Below are 19,701 nucleotides of genomic sequence, written 5' to 3' on the forward strand. Positions count from 1 at the left end.
CGCTTGCGATCCAAGAGCCGGCGGATCGCGCCTGCGGCCAGGGGTCCGCGCGGACCAGATCGTCAAGCGATGTCAGCGGGATGCCGTCGACACTCGGGAGTGCCCAGCCTGGCACGTCTGTGACACATCGGGGCGTGGTCGGTAACGGAAGAAAGCGGGTTCCTGCCAAGAAATACAGGGATATGTGCGGTTACCTCGACAAACTTAAAAAAAACGCACATTTTGCCATCAAAAAAATAAAACTGATAATGTTGCATTATCGAGACTGATTTCACAGAGGCTTTATAGCAACGTCTGTCGTCGAAATGTCCCGCCGCGCCTGGGAATGCCGGTTTCAGCCATCATCTCCGTGCGAGACCGTCACGACAGGCATCGATCAACGCGCGTTCCATCCGCGGTCTTTCTACGCCGTCCAAGATTGCCCATTTCCCGCCCTTTTCACTTGCTTGACACTTTTTTAACCCCTCAATATGGTTTTGAACCAAATGGTAAAATAACAGGGGAACCTCATGACCAACGACCTGCTGATCTCCCGCCGGGCGGTGATCGCCTCCGGTATCGCGCTCGGTGCTGCGGCCCTTGCGCCTGCCGCCCGTGCCGCGGCACCGCTGAAGGTGGCCAGCATCCATGCATCGCCGGTGGAAAATGCCTGGAATTCCTGTCTGCACGCCGCCCTTCAGGAGGCCGCCAAGGAAGGCGTGATCGAATACGTCTTTTCCGAAGGCGTCTCCGGCACCGACTATCCCCGCGCCATGCGCGAATATGCCGAGCAGGGCAACAGGCTGATCATCGGCGAAGCCTATGCGGTCGAAAAGGAAGCCCGCCAGGTCGCCGCCGACTATCCCGATACCGCCTTCGTGCTCGGCTCGAGCGGCAATGAGGAAGGCGATAATTTCGGCGTGTTCGGTACCTGGAACCATGACGGCGCCTATCTCGCCGGCATGCTCGCCGGCAAGATGACCAAGTCGAACATCGTCGGCTCGGTCGGCGCCATCCCGATCCCCGAGGTGAACATGCTGATCAACGCCTTCGCCGAGGGCGTCAAGGCGGTGAACCCGGACGCAAAACACCTCGTCGCCTTCATCGGCACCTTCTTCGATCCGCCGAAGGCTCGCGAGGCGGGCCTCGCCCAGATCGACGCCGGCGCCGACATTCTCTTCGGCGAGCGCATCGGCACGGCGGATGCCGCCAAGGAACGCGGCATCCGGTCGGTCGGCTCGCTGATCGACTATACGCCGCGCTACCCCGAGACCGTCTTTGCCAACGCGCTCTGGCTGTTCCGGCCGATCCTCAACGCCGCGATCGCCGATGTCGCCGCCGGCAAGCCGGTCGGCCGCAACTACACGGCCTACGGGCTGATGAAGGACGGCGGCAGCGACATCGCCTATGTCAAGGGCGTGGCGCCGGCCGACGCCGAGGCCGCGATGGAGGCGAAGCGCGCCGAGATCAAGGCCGGCACCTTCGAGGTCACCAAGAACATGGACGAGCCGAAGTAAACCGGCCCCTGATGCGCGCGGATGCGACGACGCTTGCCCGGGCGATCCGGGAGGGGAGCGTCACGGCCGTAGGCGTCATGCGAGCCTCCCTCGACGCCGTCGCGCGGCAGGAAGGCCTCGGCGCCGTCGCCCATCTTGATGCCGGGATGGGGATGGCGGCTGCGCGTGCCGCCGATGCGGAGCGCATCGCCGATCCCGCCCGTTTCGGCGCGCGGCCCTTCGGCGGCGTGCCGACGCTTGCCAAGGATCTCGGCGGTCCCTTCGCCGGCCTGCCGGTCGCGGCCGGGTCGCGGCTTCTTCACCGTTCGGGTGGCGCGGCGGAGTCCGACCTCGCCGCCCGTTTTCGCGAGGCCGGCCTGCTGCCCTTCGGGCTGACCACGACGCCGGAGTTCGGCCTGTCGCTGGCAAGCGAGCCGGCGGTCGGACCTCTCTGCCGCAATCCGCTCGATCGCTTGCGAACGGCGGGCGGCTCTTCCGGCGGTGCTGCGGCATCGGTCGCGGCCGGGATCGTCGCCATCGCCCATGCGACCGATGCCGGCGGCTCGATCCGCGTGCCCGCCGCCTGCTGCGGCCTTGTCGGGCTGAAGCCCGGACGCGGCGTAATGCCGGCCGGCCCTTCCTTCGGCAATCATCTCGGCGGTATCGCCAGCGAGCTTGCCGTCACCCGCTCGGTGCGCGACACGGCGGCCCTTTTCGACGCAGTGCGCGGGAACACGCGGGGCCCCTTCGCGGACGCGGAGCCGCTCCCGGTCACGGATCAGCGGCTGCGCATCGGCGTCCTGTGCGAGACCGGCGCGGCCTTTCCGACCGATCCCGACCGCGCCAGTGCCGTCGAGGCGGCGGCGAAAGCGCTTGAGGCCGCCGGCCATCTGTGCTTCCCCCTCGACAGGCGGATTTTCGATGCCATGGCCGCGGCGAGTGGAAGGACGTTTGGCGACATCGTCGCCGCCAATCTGGCGTTGCTCGTTGAAACCCTGTCGCTTGACGTCGCGATCGCCGAGCCGCTGACCCAGGCCTTCGTCGCACGCGGGCAGGCGCTTCCGGCTGCCGCGCTCTGGGCGTCGCTCGATGCCGGCGTCAAGGCCGGCCGGGCACTCTGGACCCTGTTCGAAGACCTGGATGTGATCCTGACGCCGATGCTCGCCACCGCGCCGCCACCGGTCGGCTCCTTCCCGTCCGATCACGCCGACACCGACCTGCATCTCCACCGGATGGCCGCCTTCGCGCCGCTGGCCGCACTCGCCAACATTTCCGGCTTCCCGGCGATCACGCTCTCCTTCGGCGCCGATGCCGACGGCCTGCCGCTTCCCGTCCAGATGATCGCGCCGTTCGGGGGCGAATATCGGCTTCTCGCCCTTGCGGCCCGGCTCGAATCCGAGGAACGCTGGCGCCATCCCTTTCCGATCGCGGGGCTTCACGCATGACGGCACCGGTTCTGGAGATCCTCGGCGTCAGCAAGCGTTTCGGCGACACGCTCGCCAATGACGACATCTCGCTCAGCCTGGCCAAGGGCGAGATCGTCGCGCTGCTCGGCGAGAACGGCGCCGGCAAGACGACGCTGATGTCGATCCTCTTCGGCCATTACGTGCCCGATACCGGCCATATCCGCATCCATGGCGCGGAGCTGCCGCCGGGCAAGCCGCGCGCGGCGATTGGCGCCGGCGTCGGCATGGTTCACCAGCATTTTTCGCTCGCGCCCAACCTCACCGTGCTCGAAAACGTCATGACCGGCACGGAAAGCCTGTGGAGGCTCACCTCGGGCGTTACCGCCGCACGGAAAAAACTGACCGGCATCGCCGAGCGCTTCGGCCTGAAGGTCGATCCCGATGCCCGGCTCGGCGATCTCTCGGTCGGCGAGCAGCAGCGGGTCGAAATCCTCAAGGCCCTCTACAACGAAGCCCGGATCCTGATCCTCGACGAGCCGACGGCGGTGCTGACGCAGGCCGAGGGCGCGCGGCTTTTCTCGACGCTGAAGGAGATGGCGCGACAGGGCCTGTCGCTGATCTTCATCTCGCACAAGCTCGATGAGGTGATGGCGGCGGCCGACCGCATCGTCGTGTTGCGTGGCGGCCGCAGGGTGGCCGAACGCCGCGCCACGGAGACGAACAAGGCCGAGCTCGCCGAGCTGATGGTCGGACGGCGGGTGACGCGGCCCGTGCGCGCACCGGCAATGCCGGGTGCCGTCGTCATGGAAACGCGCGGCCTCGGCGTCCGGATCGGCGGGGTGGACCGGCTGACGGATGTCGGATTCAGACTGCGGGAGGGCGAGGTGCTCGGCATCATCGGCGTCTCCGGTAACGGCCAGGCGCCGCTGGCGCAGCTTCTCTCCGGCACGCTTTCCCGTTCCAGCGGAGACATCCTTCTCTACGGGCAGCCGGTCGGCAATCTCAGCGTGGATGAGGTGGTCGGGGCCGGCATCGGCCGCATCCCCGAGGACCGCAACAGGGAGGGCGCGATCGGCGAGATGGCGCTCTGGGAAAATGCCGTGATGGAGCGGCTGCCCGCCTATTCCCGCCGCGGCCTTGTCGACCGCAAGGCGGCGATTGCATTCACCGACGAGATCATCGCCGGTTTTGACGTGCGCGGTGGCGGGCCGACCACGCGGACCCGGCTGCTCTCCGGCGGCAACATGCAGAAGCTGATCCTCGGGCGCAATTTGCGGCGCCATCCGCGCATCCTGATCGCTGCCCAGCCGGCGCGCGGGCTGGACGAGGGCGCGGTCGCCGCCGTGCACCAGCGCATCCTCGACGCGCGGCGGGCCGGAACGGCGGTGCTCTTGATCTCGGAAGATCTCGACGAGGTGATCGCGCTCGCCGACCGCATCCAGGCGATCGTCGGCGGACGCCTGTCGCCGCCGGTCGATGCGGGCGCGGCCGATGCGCGGCGCCTCGGCCTGATGATGGCCGGCGACTGGAGCGGCGTCGCGGAGGTCTCCCATGCGCTTTGAACGTCGTGAGCACCGGCCGCTCACCCTTGTCGTCGGCGCGCCGGTCGCCGCCATCGTCATCGCCCTGGCACTCGCCGGCATCCTGATCGCCATCGCCGGCGCTCCCGTCCTTGAAGCCTACGGGCGCATCCTCACCGGCGCCTTCGGCTCGCGGCTCTCGGCGACCGAAACGCTGACGCGGGCGACGCCGCTGATCCTCACCGGCCTTGCCGCCGCCGTCGCCTTCCGCGCCCGGCTGTGGAACATCGGCGCGGAGGGGCAGTTCTATCTCGGCGCCATCGCGGTCGCCGCCGTCGGTTCCCGACTGCTCGCGGGCCTGCCGGGGCCGATCCTCATTCCCGCCCTGCTCGTCACCGGCGCTGTCGCCGGAATGGTGCTGATCCTGATCCCGCTCTGGCTGCGCCTGCGCTTTTCCGTCGACGAGGTGGTGACGAGCCTGTTGATGAACTTCATCGCCGTGCTGATCGTCTCGATGCTGATCGACGGGGTGCTGAAGGATCCGCTCGCCTTCGGCTGGCCGCAATCGCAGTCGGTCGCGGACGCGGCGATGCTGCCGAAGCTCGTCGCCCGCTCGCGGCTGCATATCGGCCTCTTGATCGCCATCGCGCTGGCGATCCTCGTCCATCTCGTGCAGTCGCGCACGGTCTTCGGCCTGCAGTCGCGCGCCGCCGGCCTCAATCCGCAAGGCGCGGTCTTTGCCGGCGTGCCGCTCGGGCGGACGCTGGTCAAGGTCGCCTGCCTGTCGGGCGGGCTGGCGGGGCTTGCCGGCGCCATCGAGGTGATGGGCGTCAAGGGCTATGTCACCACGGATCTGTCGCCCGGCTTCGGCTATTCCGGCATCGTCGTCGCCATGCTCGCCAACCTCAACCCGATCGGCGTCGTCTTCACCGCGCTCTTCACCGCGATCATGTTCGTCGGCGCCGACGGCATGAGCCGCGGCCTCGGCATCCCGACCTATATCGCCGATGTCACCGTCGCACTGTCGCTGCTCACCATGGTCGTGGCGCTGTTCTTCACCCAGTACAGGATCCGCCGATGAGCGCGCTTGCCGACATCCTCGCCTCGGCGGGCCTCTGGGCGGCGATCCTGCGCATTGCCACGCCACTGATCTTCGGCACGCTCGGCGCGCTTCTCTGCGAACGGGCCGGCGTGCTCAATCTCGGCATCGAGGGCATCATGACGTTTGGCGCGATGATCGGCTGGCTCGCCGTCTTCCACGGCGCCGACCTCTGGACGGGGCTCCTCGTCGCGGCGATTGCCGGCGGCCTGTTCGGCGTGCTGCATGCGCTGCTGACGGTGACGCTCGGCCTCTCCCAGCATGTCTCGGGCCTCGGCGTCACGCTGTTTGCCTCCTCCTTCAGCTATTATGTCTTCCGTCTCGTCGTCCCCGTCGCCGGCACGCCGCCGACTGTCGAGCCGTTCCGGGCGCTCGATATCCCCGTGCTGTCGTCGCTGCCCTTCCTCGGCCCGGCCCTCTTCACCCAGACCGCGCCGACCTATCTCGCCATCGCCGTCGCCCTCGTCACCGCCTATGTCGTCTTCCGCACGCCGGTCGGGCTGGCGATCCGCATGGTCGGGGAAAATCCGCATGCGGCGGAGGCGCAAGGGGTCAACCCGATGAAGGTGCGCTATGGCGCCGTGATTGCCGGCAGCGCGCTGATGGCGGTCGGCGGCGCGTTTCTCACGCTGTCGGCCTTCAACAGCTTCTTCCCGACCATGGTGCAGGGGCGTGGCTGGATCTGCATCGCCCTTGTCGTCTTCGCCTCCTGGCGGCCGGGCCGGGCGCTGTTCGGCGCGCTGCTCTTCGCCTTCTTCGACGCCTTCCAGCTCCGGTTGCAGACCGTGGTCGAGGGCGTGCCCTACCAGATTTTCCTGATGACGCCGTATATCCTCTCCATCGTCGCGCTCGCCGTCATGGCGCGGCGCGCCCGCGTGCCGCAGGCGCTGATGCAGCCCTACCGGCGCGGCGAACGCTGAATGTCCAGAAGGAGCCCACCATGTTCGACCTGATCATCCGCGACGCCACCCTGCCCGACGGCCGCACCGGCATCGACATCGCCGTTTCAGGTGGCACGATCGCCGCCATCGAGCCCGGCATCGCGGCGGAGGCCGGCGAGGAAATCTCCGCCACCGGCCGGCTGGTCAGCCCGCCCTTCATCGACCCGCATTTCCACATGGATGCGACGCTGTCGCTTGGCATTCCCCGCATGAACGTGTCGGGGACGCTGCTTGAGGGCATCGCGCTCTGGGGCGAATTGCGGCCGATCGCGACCAAGGAGGAGATGGTCGAGCGGGCGCTGCGCTATTGCGACCTCGCGGTGACTCAAGGGCTGCTCTTTATCCGCAGCCATGTCGACACCTCCGATCCGAGGCTGGTCACGGCCGAGGCGCTGCTCGAGGTGCAGGAGCGGGTGAAGCCCTATATCGACCTCCAGCTCGTCGCCTTCCCGCAGGACGGCTATTACCGGGCGAAGGACGGCGTCGCCTCGCTGAACCGGGCGCTCGACATGGGCGTCGGCATCGTCGGCGGCATCCCGCATTTCGAGCGGACGATGGAGGACGGCAAGGCCTCCGTCGAGGCGCTCTGCCGCATCGCCGCCGATCGCGGCCTGCCGGTCGACATCCACTGCGACGAGACCGACGATCCGCTGTCGCGCCATATCGAGACGCTGGCCGCCGAGACGATCCGCTTCGGCCTCGAAGGCCGCGTCGCCGGCTCGCACCTCACCTCGATGCATTCGATGGACAATTACTACGTCTCTAAGCTGATCCCGCTGATGGCGGAGGCCAGGATCAACGTCATCTCCAACCCGCTGATCAACATCATGCTGCAGGGCCGGCACGACACCTATCCGAAGCGGCGCGGGCTGACGCGGGTGCGCGAGCTGATGGAGGCCGGCCTCAACGTCTGCTTCGGCCACGACTGCGTCATGGACCCCTGGTATTCGATGGGCTCCGGCGACATGCTGGAGGTCGCGCATATGGCGGTCCACGTGGCGCAGATGGCCGGCATCGAGGACAAGAGGAAGATCTTCGACGCCGTCACCGTCAATTCGGCGAAGACCCTCGGCCTCGAAGGCTATGGCCTTGAGAAAGGCTGCAAGGCCGATTTCGTCATCCTGCAGGCCGCCGATCCGATCGAGGCGCTGCGGCTGAAGCCGACGCGGCTTGCCGTCATCAAGGCCGGCAAGGTGATTTCCCGCACCGCGCCGAAGATCGGCGAACTCTTCCTCGACGGCCGCCCGGCCTCGGTCGATCCGGGCCGCGACCACGTGCCGAAGACGTAGGCGAAACGCGTATCCCTCTCTGCCTCTGCTCGCCCTTGCGGGCCTCGTCAGGGGAGGGCATGGCAGCGTGCGCGCGTCCCCGTCCGTTCCCGCGCCATCGGCGTGACAGGATGTCCAGCGACACGGCGTCATCGTGGAACCGCGTTCGCGCCGTCCCATCGGCAGGGATTCGATCGTCTGGTACAGAAGTGGGATATCCCAGCCTGGTGCCGACGGCAGCGACCGGTGGAAGCGATACCGCCCGCGCCGGGCTCCGCACATGCTGCAAGCGCCGTCGGACGGCGGCGACCGCAGGCGCAGGAATGGGACACCGGGTCGCGTCGTCGCCGCGCAGGCGATTGCGTGCCATAATGCGCGCGATCGATCCGACCGTGCATCGCTGAGCGGTCACGCCGCGATGCCTGCAGAGCGAAAGGTGCCCAGACGATGAGCCGACAGACCGACGCGATCCTCGACCTCTGCAAGGCGCTGCCGCCGGTGCGCATGGCGATCGTCCATCCGGCGAAGCCGAGCGTGATCGAGGCCGCCTCGGAGGCGATGCGCGACGGGCTGATCGTTCCCGTTCTGGTCGGGCCGGCGGAGAAGACGATCGCCGCCGCGCGCGAGGCCGAAATCGACGTTTCCGGCTGGGAGATCGTCGATGCCGAACACAGCCACGCGGCCGCGGCCGTCGCCGTCGGCCTTGCCGCCGCCCGCAAGGTCGAGGCGATCATGAAGGGCGCGCTGCACACCGACGAACTGCTTGGCGCGATCCTCCGGTCGGAGGGCGGCTTGCGCACCGAACGGCGCATCTCGCACGCCTATCTGATGTCGATCGACAGCTATCCGAAGCCCTTCATCATCACCGATGCCGCCGTCAACATCCTGCCCGACCTCTCCGTCAAGGCCGACATCGTCCAGAACGCGGTCGATCTCTGGCGCGTCGTCTTCGGCGACCGGCTGCCGAAGGTGGCGATCCTCGCAGCCGTCGAGACGGTCAATCCGAAGATGCAGGCGACGCTCGATGCCGCAGCGCTCTGCAAGATGGCCGACAGGGGGCAGATCGCGCACTGCGTGATCGACGGGCCGCTCGCCTTCGACAATGCGATCAGCGCCGCCGCGGCGCGCGAGAAGGGCATCCTCTCGCCGGTCTCGGGCGAGGCCGACATCCTCGTCGTTCCCGACATCGAGGCCGGCAACATGCTCGCCAAGCAGCTGACCTTTCTCGGTGGCGCCGAGGCGGCCGGCATCGTCCTCGGCGCGCGCGTGCCGGTCGTGCTGACGAGCCGGGCCGACGGCGAGCGGACACGGCTGCTCTCCTGCGCGCTCGCCATGCTGATGGCGCGGGCGCGGCGGACGGGAGCGGTCCCGTGATCGACGTCCTCCTCGTCCTCAACACCGGATCGTCCAGCCTGAAGTTCGAGGTCTTCGCCTACCGGACCCTCGACCGCCTGATCAAGGGCAAGGTGACCGGCATCGGCACCGGGGCACGGCTGACGGCCGTCGTCGAGGAGAGCGGCGCCCGCATCGACCGCGCGCTCGAATCTGCCGGCCACGACACCGCCCTCGGCGCCGTGATCGCGTTGATCGACCGCCATGACGACGGCTGGCGCATGGTGGCGAGCGTGCACCGCATCGTCCATGGCGGGGCCGATTTCGTCGCTCCGGTCATCGTCACGCCCGGGATCCGCGCGGCCCTCGAACGGCTGGTGCCGCTCGCGCCGCTGCACCAGCCCTACAATCTCGCCGGCATCTCGGCTGCCGGCCGGCTCGCCGAGGCGCCGTCGATCGCCTGTTTCGACACGGCCTTCCATGCCGGCCACGCGCCCATCTTCCAGGTTTTCGCGGTGGAACGGGCGCTGCGCGACCGCGGCATCCGCCGCTACGGCTTCCACGGCCTTTCCTATGACTGGATCGCAAGGGTTCTTAAGCGCGACCATCCGGGGCTGGCGAAGGGGCGCCTCGTCGTCGGCCATCTCGGCAACGGCGCCAGCCTCTGCGCGCTTCGGGACGGTCGAAGCATCGACACGACGATGGGCATGACGGCGCTCGACGGAGTGCCGATGGGCAGCCGCCCCGGCGCGATCGATGCCGGCGCCGTCACCTTCATGATCCGCGAACTCGGCATGGATGTGCGCTCCGTCGAGGAAACGCTCTACGAGCGCTCCGGGCTGAAGGGCCTGTCGGGCATCAGCAACGACGTCAGGACACTTCTCGAAAGCGCGGATCCGCGCGCCGCCTTCGCGCTCGACCACTATGCGCTGAAGATCGCCCAGCAGGCGGCGATGATGGCGGTGTCGATGGGGGGAATGGACGGTTTCGTCTTCACCGGCGGCGTCGGCGAGAATGCCGCGCCGGTGCGCGGGGCGATCCTCGACCGACTCGCCTTCCTCAGGCCCTTCGAGGTGCTGGTGATCCCGGCCAACGAGGAGCGGATGATGGCGATCCACGCGAAAGCCCTGCTTAAGGATCGCGGGTGAAGGGCGCAACCGTCGGTCTGCCCGACAACCGGGCGCTCGCCCGAGGCCGCACCGAGGCACATGGAACCCGACTTTCCGCGATTTTGGACCACCGAAGGGTACATTTTCTTTTCGAGGCGCCGGACCCGGCCGGGCCGGCGCCGCTGCGCCAACTGGCGAGACGACGGGCCGGAGCTTCTTTTGCCGCTCTCTGACCGGGAGAACGGCTCCGCCCGGGCGCGCGGATCAGGCGTCTCAAAACCCGGCTGAAAACGAAATTATATTCCTTATAGATTCCATGGAAAATCCCGTATCCTCGGCCATCCGTACCGGCGCGGCGAAGGACGCGCAGCGATCCGGTCCGATGCGGCGGGATCCCTGCCGTTTTTCCCATGCGCGCGGGTGCGCCCGCCGGTGCCACCACAGGATCAGACATGTCGACCTCCGCAAAGCCCCTGGATTTCCTCTGGTTCATTCCTTCCTCCGGAGATGGCTCCTATCTCGGTTCCGACGATCTCAGCCGGCCGGTCGATCCCGGCTATTTCCGCGAGATCGCCCAGGCCGTCGACCGGCTCGGCTATTCGGGCGTGCTGATCCCGACCGGGGCTGCCTGCGAGGAATCCTTCATTCTCGCGGCCAATCTCGCCGCCGTGACGGAAAAGCTGAAATTCCTCGTCGCCATCCGGCCGGGCACCGCCTCGCCCGCCTACTACGCCCGGCTTGCCTCGACGCTCGATCGCGTCTCCAACGGACGCCTGCTGCTCAACATCGTCGTCGGCGGCAGCGCGCAGGAGCTCGCCGGCGACGGCATCTTCCTCGCCCATGACGAGCGCTACGACCATGCCGACGAATTCTTCCAGGTGTTCAACAGCCTGATCACCACCGGCAAGGCCGATCTCGACGGCAAGCACATCAAGGCGCATGGCGCCCGGCTGGTGCTGCCGCCGGTGCAGGAGCCGAGCCCGCCGCTCTATTTCGGCGGCTCGTCCGACGCGGCGATCGATTTTTCCGGCGGCATCATCGACAAGTACCTGACCTGGGGCGAACCGCCGGCGCAGGTGGCGGAGAAGATCGCCAAGGTGCGCGAGGCCGCTGCCGCCCATGGCCGGACGGTGACCTTCGGCATCCGCCTGCATTTCATCGTCCGCGAGACCGACGAGGAAGCCTGGGAGGCGGCCGACCGGCTGATCTCGAAGCTCTCCGACGAGACGATCGCCGCCGCCCAGGCCGTCTTCGCCAAACAGTCGGACTCGGTCGGCCAGGCACGCATGGTCGCCCTGCATGGCGGGCGCCGCGACAGGCTGGAAGTCTCGCCCAATCTCTGGGCCGGGATCGGACTGGTGCGCTCCGGCGCCGGCACCGCGCTGGTCGGCTCGCCGACGACGGTCGCCGCCCGGCTGAAGGAATACCAGGACCTCGGCATCGATACCGTGATCGCGTCGGGCTATCCGCATCTCGAGGAGGCCTACCGGGTGCAGGAGCTGCTCTTCCCCGTGCTCGGCATCGACGGCCCGCGCAATGAGATCCGTTCGAGCTTCGGCGAGCGCCAGGTCTTCGGCGGCGGCGGCCATGGCGGGAATGTCCGCCTCGCCTCCGGCTCCTGACGCGCACGCGTCGTCCCGGATGCCATGCGGGCAATGAAAATTCCCCGCATGGCCGATTTCTAGGACAGATTTTCTACCGAAGAAATTTATTCTATCTATTATATCGATATTAGCAAACGAGAGAGCGGCGTCCCATGCCGCCCGGGAACCCTCAGGAGCGACAACCGCATGCGCATCACCAGACGCGTCTTCACCACCGTCCTCTCCGGCGCGCTCGTCGTGCCGCTCACCGGCTTCAACCCGGCGCGGGCCAGCGACAAGGTCATCCGCATCGGCTACCAGAAATACGGCACGCTGGTGCTGCTGAAGGGCAAGGGCCTGCTGGAAGAGAAGCTGGAAACGATCGGCTACGCCGTCGAATGGACCGAATTTCCGGCCGGTCCCCAGCTTCTGGAGGCGCTGAACGTCGGGGCCGTCGATTTCGGCTCGACCGGCGAGACGCCGCCGATCTTCGCCCAGGCCGCCGGCGCGCCGCTCGTCTATGTCGCCCACGAGCCGCCGGCCCCGCGCGGCGAGGCGATCCTCGTGCCGAAGGACAGCGCCATCCAGACGGTGGCGGACCTCAAGGGCAAGACGGTGGCGCTGAACAAGGGGTCCAACGTCCACTACCTTCTCGTCAAGGCGCTGGAAGAGGCGGGCCTTGCCTATTCCGACGTCAAGACCGCCTTCCTGCCGCCGGCCGACGGTCGCGCCGCCTTCGAGCAGGGCGCCGTCGACGCCTGGGTGATCTGGGATCCGTTCCAGGCCGCCGCCGAGGTGGCGATCGAGGCCCGCACGCTGCGCAACGGCGAGGGCATCGTACCGAACCACCAGTTCTACCTCAGCGCCCGCACTTTCGTCGATGAGAACGGCGCGGCGCTCGACGTCGTCGTCGAGGCGATCGGCGAGATCGACACCTGGACGAAGGCGAACACCGCCGCCGCCGCCGCCGAGCTCTCGCCCTCCGTCGGGATCCCCGAGGATGTGCTGGCGATCGCGCTGGAGCGCCAGTCCTACGGCGTCAAGGCGATCGACGAGGCCGTCGTCAAGCAGCAGCAGGCGATCGCCGACGTCTTCCACGAACTCGGCCTGATCCCGTCCTCGATCAGCATCGCGGATGCCGTGCGCAAGGGCGGTGCCTGATGACCGACCTGCCGCTCGCAGGCTTCCGGCAAGGCGAGGCCAGCCGCCGCCCGAACCTCCGGGCGGCGCTCGGCCGTCTGGCGCCCTGGGCGCTGCCGGTTCTGTTGCTCGTCGCCTGGGAGGTCGCCGCCCGCAGCGGCCTCGTCACCGCGCGGCTGATGCCGGCGCCGACGACGGTCGCCGCCTCGTTCTGGCGGGTGCTGACCGACGGCTCGCTCTTCTACCATACGCTCGCCTCGACCGAGCGCGCGCTGATCGGCCTTGTGATCGGCGGCGGCGTCGGCTTCGTTCTCGGCGTCGTCAATGGCCTGTGGCGGCCGGCGGAGACCGCGCTCGACAGCACGCTGCAGATGATCCGCAACATCCCGCATCTCGCGCTGATCCCGCTCGTCATTCTCTGGTTCGGGATCGGCGAGACGGCGAAGATCTTCCTCGTCGTCATCGGCGTCTTCTTCCCGATCTACGTCAACACCTTCCACGGCGTGCGCACCATCGACCCGCAGCTCGTCGAGATGGCGCGGGTCTACGGCCTCGACCGCAAGGCGCTGATCCTGCGCATCATCCTGCCCGGCGCGCTGCCCTCGATGCTGGTCGGCCTGCGCTACGCGCTCGGCCTTATGTGGCTGACCCTGATCGTCGCCGAGACGATCTCCGCCACCAACGGTCTCGGCTACATGACGATGAACGCGCGCGAATTCCTCCAGACCGACGTCGTGCTGCTCGGCATCATCGTCTACGCCCTGCTCGGCAAGGTCGCAGACATGGCGACCCGGGCGATCGAGCGGCGGGCGCTGACCTGGCATCCGGCCTATCAGGGCGGAAAGGGCGATACCCCATGACGCTGGCATTCCCGGCCGAGCCGACGGCGCGACACGGCGGCATGCCGATTTCGCTCACCCGCGTCGACAAGAGTTTTGGCGCGCTCAAAGTATTGTCGGGCTTCGGCCTCCAGGTCCCGGCAGGGCAGTTCATCGCCGTCGTTGGCCGCTCCGGCGGGGGAAAGTCGACGCTGCTGCGCCTCGTCGCCGGCCTCGACCAGCCGAATGCGGGCCGCGTCGAGATCGGCGGACGGCCGGTCGCGGGCCTGACGCCGGACGTCCGCCTGCTCTTCCAGGAGGCACGCCTCGTGCCGTGGCAGCGCGTCGTCGAGAATGTCGGCATCGCCCGCGGGCCCGGATGGAAGGAAAAGGCCGAGGCCGCCTTGCGCGATGTCGGCCTCGAGGGGCGCGGCGGCGACTGGCCGAGCGTGCTCTCCGGCGGCCAGAAGCAGAGGGTGGCGCTCGCCCGGGCCCTGGTCAGCGCGCCGGGCATCCTGCTGCTCGACGAGCCGTTCGGCGCGCTCGACGCGCTGACCCGGCTGGAGATGCACAGGCTGCTCGAGGGAATCTGGCAGGAGCGCGGCTTCACCACGCTCCTGATCACCCACGACGTCGCCGAAGCGGTGGCACTCGCCGATCGCGTCATCGTTCTGCGCGACGGGGCGATCGCGCTCGATGCGACGATCGACCTCGACCGTCCGCGCCGCGAGCACGGCGATCCCCGCGCCGCCCGTCTCCAGGCGGAGATTCTCGCGGCGGTCTGAGGCACGTCGCCGCCCACCCTCCGATCCTTCACGACACCGTCGAACCCGGCCCGTGCCTCCCTCCGCCGGCAAGGCCGCCGGGTGGCCCCTCGGCCGTTTCCGCACCGAGGCCAACGCTTCCTCTTGCCAAACCGGCCGCAATCTCTATTCTTTTGGTAGAGAATGCGTGGCCGCGCCCGATCCGGCCGGCCGAGCTGCCCGCGTTTCCACCGACAAGGAGCTGCCCGCATGACCCCTGTTGCAACGCCTTCGACGGAATCGTCCTTCGTCGCCGTGCCGCGTCCGCTTCCCCGCCTCGCCATCATCGGCCGCGGGTTCTCCGGCCTGATGACGGCGATCGCGCTGCTACGCGACTATCGCCGGCCGTTCCGGCTGGTGATGTTCGATCCCGCCCCCCGCATCTTCGGCGGCGAGACGCTCTCCCAGCCGACGACGACGCTGCTCAACACCCGCGTGCGCGACCTCTCGCTCGATCCGGCGCTGCCGGAGGATTTCCGCGACTGGCTGAAGGGCAATGGCGCCGCCGCCGGCAAGGCGGTGCCGATCAACGACGGCGAGCGGCTGGACCATCGCTTCGTCTCGCGCGAGATCTTCAGCGCCTATGCCTATCAGCGTTTTTCCGAGGCGCTGCAGCAGCGGCCCGATGCCGAAGTGAAGGTGCTCTCGGACGCCGTGGCCTCGATCGACCGGCCCGGCGCGGCCGGCATCACCGTCACCACGCTCGACCGGGAGCGGCATGTCTTCGACGCCGTCTATCTCGCAACCGGTTTCGGCCTGCGCGAGGCCGGCGTCGAGACGGCAACGACGGAACCGGTGCGCGAGGCGCTGGTGATCGGGCAGGGGGTGCATGCCGTCGATGGCGCGCTGAAGCTGCTGTCTCTCGGCGAGGCCCGGCATGTGACGCTGATCACGAGGTCGCGCTTCCTGCCGCGCGCCCATGCGCAGAAGGCGATCGGCTCGGTGCAGCCGGACCGGCCGCTGCCGGGCACGCTGCGCACCGCCTTCCGCTTCCTGAGGGAGGCCGCCGGCAAGGCCGAGGCGGACGGCACCGGCTGGCAGGGCATCATGAACGGTTTTCGCCAGAATGCGCGCGAGCTCTGGTATCGCCTGACGCCGGAAGAGCGCAGCCGCTTCAAGCGCCATGTCAAGCCGATCTATGACAGCCATCGCAACCGCCTGCCGATCGACCATCATCGCCGCCTGACGCAGGCGCTCGAAGACGGGACGATCAGTCTGAAGCGCGGCAAGGTCGAGCGCATCGCCCGCAACGGCGTGCTGATCTCCGGGCCCGACGGCATGGAGGTCGTCTCCGCGGAACGGGTGCTCGATTGCCGCTGCCGGCCGCTCGATCCGGATGCGCCGCTTTACCGGCAGCTGCTTGCCGGCGGGCTCGTCTGTCGCGACGAACTCGGCCTCGGCGTCATGGTCGACCCGGCCGGGCGCGCGCTCACCGCCTCCGGCGATTTCCACGGCCTCTTCGCCATGGGGCCGCTCGGCCTCGGCAGCCTGCCGGACATCGACCTCGTCCCCGAGATCGTCCTCCAGGCCCATGCCTCGATCGCCGCCCTTGCCGACTGGATGGACGCGCGCGAGGCGGAGACGCCGAGGATGGTCCGGGCCGCGAACTGAGGCGCTGCTTGCCGTTGCGCCGCTCTTCCGTCACGCCGGAACCCTGCCACCGGCGTGACGGAAGCGCAGGACGCGGCACCCGGTCGGTCGCGGAGGTCCGATCTTCAGGGAAAAGAAATTCTATCATTTTTGTGCAGTTTAAAACCCTGTCACTCCGGCGTTCGATCCCGCCATGCTACGACGGCGACATCGGCGAATTCCGCCGTACCATCCCGGCCAAGACGGAACATTGAAGGAGCAGGCGATGACCGCCCATGTCGCGCGCTTGAACATCGAGACCGAGATCCCGACATCCGTCGATCCCGAAAGCCTGAAGTCGGCGATGCGCCGCGTCGCCGGCGGGGTTTCCGTCATCACCGCCGGCCGCGGCGACGAGCGCACCGGCGCGACGGTGACCTCCGCGACGGCGCTTTCCGTCGATCCGGCGACGATGATCGTCAACATCAACCGCTCCTCCTCCTCCTGGCCGGCGATCCGCGACGCCCGCCATTTCTGCGTCAACATCCTCTCGGACGAGCAGCAGGCGGTCGCCGATCGCTTCGCCGGGCGCGGCGGGCTGAAGGGCGTCGAACGCTATGCGGGTGCGCGCTGGATCACGCTTGCCAGCGGCGCGGCGGCGCTCGAGGATGCGCTGACGGCGATCGACTGCGTGGTCGAGGAGACGATAGAACGGCACAGCCACGCGATCATCATCGGCCGCGTCGTCGCCGTGCATGTCGGGCCGGAAGGCCGGCCGCTGGTCTACAGCCAGGGACGCTACGCCCGCCTCGAGGGGTAGGCGCGGCCGGGCCGCGTCGCCGGCTCTCGGACATTGCGACCGCGGCGCCTGCCATCGACGGTTGATCGAGGCGCTTGACCTCGGACGCACCGGCTGCAAGATGCTGCGGTGCGGGCTCTGCGACAGGCCCTGGCGACACGAGGGCACACCCACGATGCATATGCTGCAAGTCATTCTGGCGGGGCTGCTGCTTCTCGCCGTTTTCGCCCTGTTCGGCCGGCTCTGGGGCGGCGACGCGGCCGCGGTGTCGGTCGCGGCCAAGGCCTTCGTGCCGCTCTGGCTGGTGCTGTCGCTCGTCAACCTCTGGGTGGGCGTGACGAAGGCCGGCTATACGGTGACACAGGAACTGCCGATTCTCCTCGTCGTCTTCGCCGTTCCGGCCGCCGTCGCGGCACTTGCCGCCTGGCAGCTGGCGAGGGGATGACGCCGATGGCCGCAGACGCCGTATCCCATGCAAGCGAGGCCGCCGCCCATGGCGGTTTCGACCTTCTCCCCGTCGTCGTCCTGCTCGGCGCCGCCGTCGTGGCGGTGCCGCTGTTCAAGCGGCTCGGCCTCGGCTCGGTGCTCGGCTATCTCGCCGCCGGCCTTGCCATCGGCCCCTTCGGCATCGGGCTCTTTTCCGATGCGCAGTCGATCCTGCATGTCGCCGAGCTCGGCGTCGTGATGTTCCTCTTCGTCATCGGCCTCGAAATGCAGCCCTCCCGGCTCTGGTCGATGCGCGGCGAGATCTTCGGCCTCGGGCTGGCGCAGGTCGGGCTCTGCATCGGGCTCCTTACCTGCGTCGGACTGGCGCTCGGCTATCCTGTCGCCCAGAGCTTCGTCGCCGGCACAGGCTTCGTCCTGACCTCGACGGCGATCGTCATGCAGGTGCTGGAGGAACGCGGGCAGCTTGCCGCGCCGCCCGGCCGGCGCATCGTCGCGATCCTGCTGCTCGAGGATCTCGCCATCGTGCCGCTGCTTGCGCTCGTCGCCTTCCTCGCGCCGGGAGGCGAAGGCGTCACGCTCGGCGAACGGCTGACCGGCGTTGCGATCGGGCTTGCCTCGATCGCGGCGCTGGTGCTGGCCGGCCGCTACCTGCTCGATCCGATGTTCCGCCTGCTCGGCAAGGCGCGGGCGCGCGAGGTGATGACGGCGGCCGCGCTCTTCGTCGTGCTCGGCGCGGCCTTCGCCATGCAGCTCGGCGGCCTGTCGATGGCGATGGGCGCCTTCCTCGCCGGCGTGCTCCTGTCGGAATCGAGCTTCCGCCACCAGCTCGAGGCCGATGTCGAGCCGTTTCGCGGCATCCTGCTCGGCCTCTTCTTCCTCGGCGTCGGCATGGCGCTCGACTTCGCCGTCATCGCCGCCAACTGGCCGCTGATCGTCGTCGCCGTCATCGCCTACATGGTGCTGAAGATGGCCGGCATCTACGCCGTCGCCCGGCTGCTGAAATCGGACCACCGCGAGGCGGTGGAGCGGGCGGTGCTGATGGCGCAGGGCGGCGAGTTCGCTTTCGTGCTCTATGCGGCCGCGACGACGGTCGGCATCATCGACGCCGAGGCGAACGCCATCCTGACGGCGACGATCATCGTCTCCATGGCGCTGACGCCGCTGATGATCATCGCCCATGACCGGCTGATGCCGCGCACGGCCCCCTCGATGGACGGGGTCGAGGCGGTGGCGAACCACGGCGCGAGCGTCCTCCTGATCGGCTTCGGCCGGGTCGGGCAGATCGTCAGCCAGCCGCTGCTCGGCAAGAGCTGCTCGATCACCATCATCGAGACCGACACCGACGCGATCCGCGACGCCGGCGATTTCGGTTTCAAGGTCCATTACGGCGACGGGTCGCGCCTCGACATCCTGCATGCGGCCGGCGCCGGCGAGGCCCGCGTCGTCATCGTCGCCATCGACGACAAGGCGGCGGCGCTGAAGGTGGTCGAGCTGATGAAGGCCGAGTTCCCGCTCGTGCCCGTGATCGCACGGGCCTTCGACCGCGAGCATGCGCTGGAGCTCGCCCATGCCGGCGTCGACTTCCAGATCCGCGAGACCTTCGAATCGGCCCTGGTCCTCGCCGAGAAGGCGCTGGAACTGATGGATGTCGAGGAAGAGGAACGGCAGCTGACGATCGCCGACATCCGCCGCCGCGACAGCGAGCGCGTCGCCAACGAGCTCGTCGGCGGCATCGAGGCGGGCCTGTTCATGCTCTACGGCAACAAGCCGGACGCGACGCGGCCGGAGGCGGCGCGGGCGACGGCGCCGCAGCCCGCCCCGTGAACGACCGGGACTTTGCCGCCGTCACCGCCTTCTGGCGCGAGGCCGGCCGGAGCGGCCTCTGGTTCGAGAAGGACGAAGGCTTCGACCGCCGTTTCCGCGACGGTTTCCTCGATCTGCACATGGCGGTGGCCGCCCGCAGGCATGACGGCTGGATCGGCTCGGGGGAGGGCGCGCTGGCCCTTCTCCTCCTCACCGACCAGTTCCCCCGCAACGCCTTCCGCGGCACCGCCCACATGTATGCAACCGACGGGCTCGCCCGTCACTTTGCCAGGCATGCGCTGCGGGCGGGACTGATGGAAACGGTCGAGCCGGACCTCAGGCTGTTCTTCTGCCTGCCCTTCGCCCATTCCGAGGATGCCGCCGATCAGGATCTCTCCGTCACGCTCAATGCGCGTCTCGGCGACCCGTGGCGCGACCACGCCGAGGGTCACCGCGCGATCATCCGCCGGTTCGGCCGCTTCCCGCATCGCAATCCGATGCTTGGCCGCGACACGACGGCGGAAGAGGCGGCCTTTCTCGCAGATGGCGGCTTTTCCGGCTGACCGCCACCCATCCTCCGGGACGCCGG

17 protein-coding genes are annotated in these 19,701 nt (G+C 68.4%); all 17 read left to right on the forward strand.

What is annotated here, in order from left to right; all coding sequences use genetic code 11:
* The first annotated feature begins 509 nt into the window (after positions 1-509).
* Entirely contained in the window at positions 510-1,496 is a 987-nt protein-coding gene (locus ACEVQ6_RS12980) for a BMP family protein (RefSeq protein WP_374889418.1), read from the forward strand.
* An 11-nt stretch (positions 1,497-1,507) separates the two neighbouring features.
* Positions 1,508-2,920, forward strand: a complete 1,413-nt coding sequence (locus ACEVQ6_RS12985; protein ID WP_374889419.1) for an amidase — start codon at positions 1,508-1,510, stop codon at positions 2,918-2,920.
* Positions 2,917-4,443: an ABC transporter ATP-binding protein gene (locus ACEVQ6_RS12990; RefSeq protein ID WP_374889420.1), complete on the forward strand. Its 1,527-nt coding sequence runs from the start codon at positions 2,917-2,919 to the stop codon at positions 4,441-4,443. Before ACEVQ6_RS12985 ends, ACEVQ6_RS12990 begins: the two co-directional genes overlap by 4 nt.
* A complete protein-coding gene (locus ACEVQ6_RS12995; protein ID WP_374889421.1) occupies positions 4,433-5,482 on the forward strand; it encodes an ABC transporter permease in 1,050 nt (349 codons plus the stop codon). The genes ACEVQ6_RS12990 and ACEVQ6_RS12995 overlap by 11 nt, the downstream gene beginning before the upstream one ends.
* Positions 5,479-6,420: an ABC transporter permease gene (locus tag ACEVQ6_RS13000; RefSeq protein WP_374889422.1), complete on the forward strand. Its 942-nt coding sequence runs from the start codon at positions 5,479-5,481 to the stop codon at positions 6,418-6,420. Before ACEVQ6_RS12995 ends, ACEVQ6_RS13000 begins: the two co-directional genes overlap by 4 nt.
* 20 nt (positions 6,421-6,440) lie before the next feature.
* The gene (locus ACEVQ6_RS13005; protein WP_374889423.1) at positions 6,441-7,730 is read left to right on the forward strand and encodes an amidohydrolase family protein; all 1,290 of its coding nucleotides are present in this window, start codon (positions 6,441-6,443) and stop codon (positions 7,728-7,730) included.
* Between the two features lie 426 nt (positions 7,731-8,156).
* Positions 8,157-9,083 carry a bifunctional enoyl-CoA hydratase/phosphate acetyltransferase gene (locus ACEVQ6_RS13010; RefSeq protein ID WP_374889424.1) on the forward strand — a complete coding sequence of 309 codons (927 nt, stop codon included), beginning with the start codon at positions 8,157-8,159 and terminating at the stop codon, positions 9,081-9,083.
* Positions 9,080-10,189 (forward strand): acetate/propionate family kinase, encoded by a 1,110-nt coding sequence (locus ACEVQ6_RS13015; RefSeq protein ID WP_374889425.1) that lies wholly within the window; start codon positions 9,080-9,082, stop codon positions 10,187-10,189. Before ACEVQ6_RS13010 ends, ACEVQ6_RS13015 begins: the two co-directional genes overlap by 4 nt.
* A gap of 413 nt (positions 10,190-10,602) precedes the next feature.
* On the forward strand, positions 10,603-11,772 hold the full coding sequence (ssuD, locus tag ACEVQ6_RS13020; RefSeq protein ID WP_374889426.1) for an FMNH2-dependent alkanesulfonate monooxygenase: 1,170 nt from the start codon (positions 10,603-10,605) through the stop codon (positions 11,770-11,772).
* A 168-nt stretch (positions 11,773-11,940) separates the two neighbouring features.
* A complete protein-coding gene (locus tag ACEVQ6_RS13025; RefSeq protein ID WP_374889427.1) occupies positions 11,941-12,894 on the forward strand; it encodes a sulfonate ABC transporter substrate-binding protein in 954 nt (317 codons plus the stop codon).
* Positions 12,894-13,733: an ABC transporter permease subunit gene (locus tag ACEVQ6_RS13030; protein WP_374889428.1), complete on the forward strand. Its 840-nt coding sequence runs from the start codon at positions 12,894-12,896 to the stop codon at positions 13,731-13,733. The genes ACEVQ6_RS13025 and ACEVQ6_RS13030 overlap by 1 nt, the downstream gene beginning before the upstream one ends.
* Positions 13,730-14,476 (forward strand): ATP-binding cassette domain-containing protein, encoded by a 747-nt coding sequence (locus ACEVQ6_RS13035; RefSeq protein ID WP_374889429.1) that lies wholly within the window; start codon positions 13,730-13,732, stop codon positions 14,474-14,476. Before ACEVQ6_RS13030 ends, ACEVQ6_RS13035 begins: the two co-directional genes overlap by 4 nt.
* A 228-nt stretch (positions 14,477-14,704) precedes the next feature.
* On the forward strand, positions 14,705-16,105 hold the full coding sequence (locus tag ACEVQ6_RS13040; RefSeq protein WP_374889430.1) for an FAD/NAD(P)-binding protein: 1,401 nt from the start codon (positions 14,705-14,707) through the stop codon (positions 16,103-16,105).
* A 244-nt stretch (positions 16,106-16,349) separates the two neighbouring features.
* Positions 16,350-16,883: a flavin reductase family protein gene (locus ACEVQ6_RS13045; RefSeq protein WP_374889431.1), complete on the forward strand. Its 534-nt coding sequence runs from the start codon at positions 16,350-16,352 to the stop codon at positions 16,881-16,883.
* 154 nt (positions 16,884-17,037) lie between these two features.
* The gene (locus ACEVQ6_RS13050; RefSeq protein WP_374889432.1) at positions 17,038-17,307 is read left to right on the forward strand and encodes a hypothetical protein; all 270 of its coding nucleotides are present in this window, start codon (positions 17,038-17,040) and stop codon (positions 17,305-17,307) included.
* A gap of 5 nt (positions 17,308-17,312) precedes the next feature.
* Positions 17,313-19,133 carry a monovalent cation:proton antiporter-2 (CPA2) family protein gene (locus tag ACEVQ6_RS13055; protein ID WP_374889433.1) on the forward strand — a complete coding sequence of 607 codons (1,821 nt, stop codon included), beginning with the start codon at positions 17,313-17,315 and terminating at the stop codon, positions 19,131-19,133.
* Positions 19,130-19,675, forward strand: a complete 546-nt coding sequence (locus ACEVQ6_RS13060; RefSeq protein WP_374889434.1) for a DUF924 family protein — start codon at positions 19,130-19,132, stop codon at positions 19,673-19,675. Before ACEVQ6_RS13055 ends, ACEVQ6_RS13060 begins: the two co-directional genes overlap by 4 nt.
* The last annotated feature ends 26 nt before the right edge of the window (positions 19,676-19,701 follow it).

Origin of the sequence: Ensifer soli (assembly GCF_041928815.1) — a bacterium.
GTDB lineage: Bacteria > Pseudomonadota > Alphaproteobacteria > Rhizobiales > Rhizobiaceae > JBHFEI01.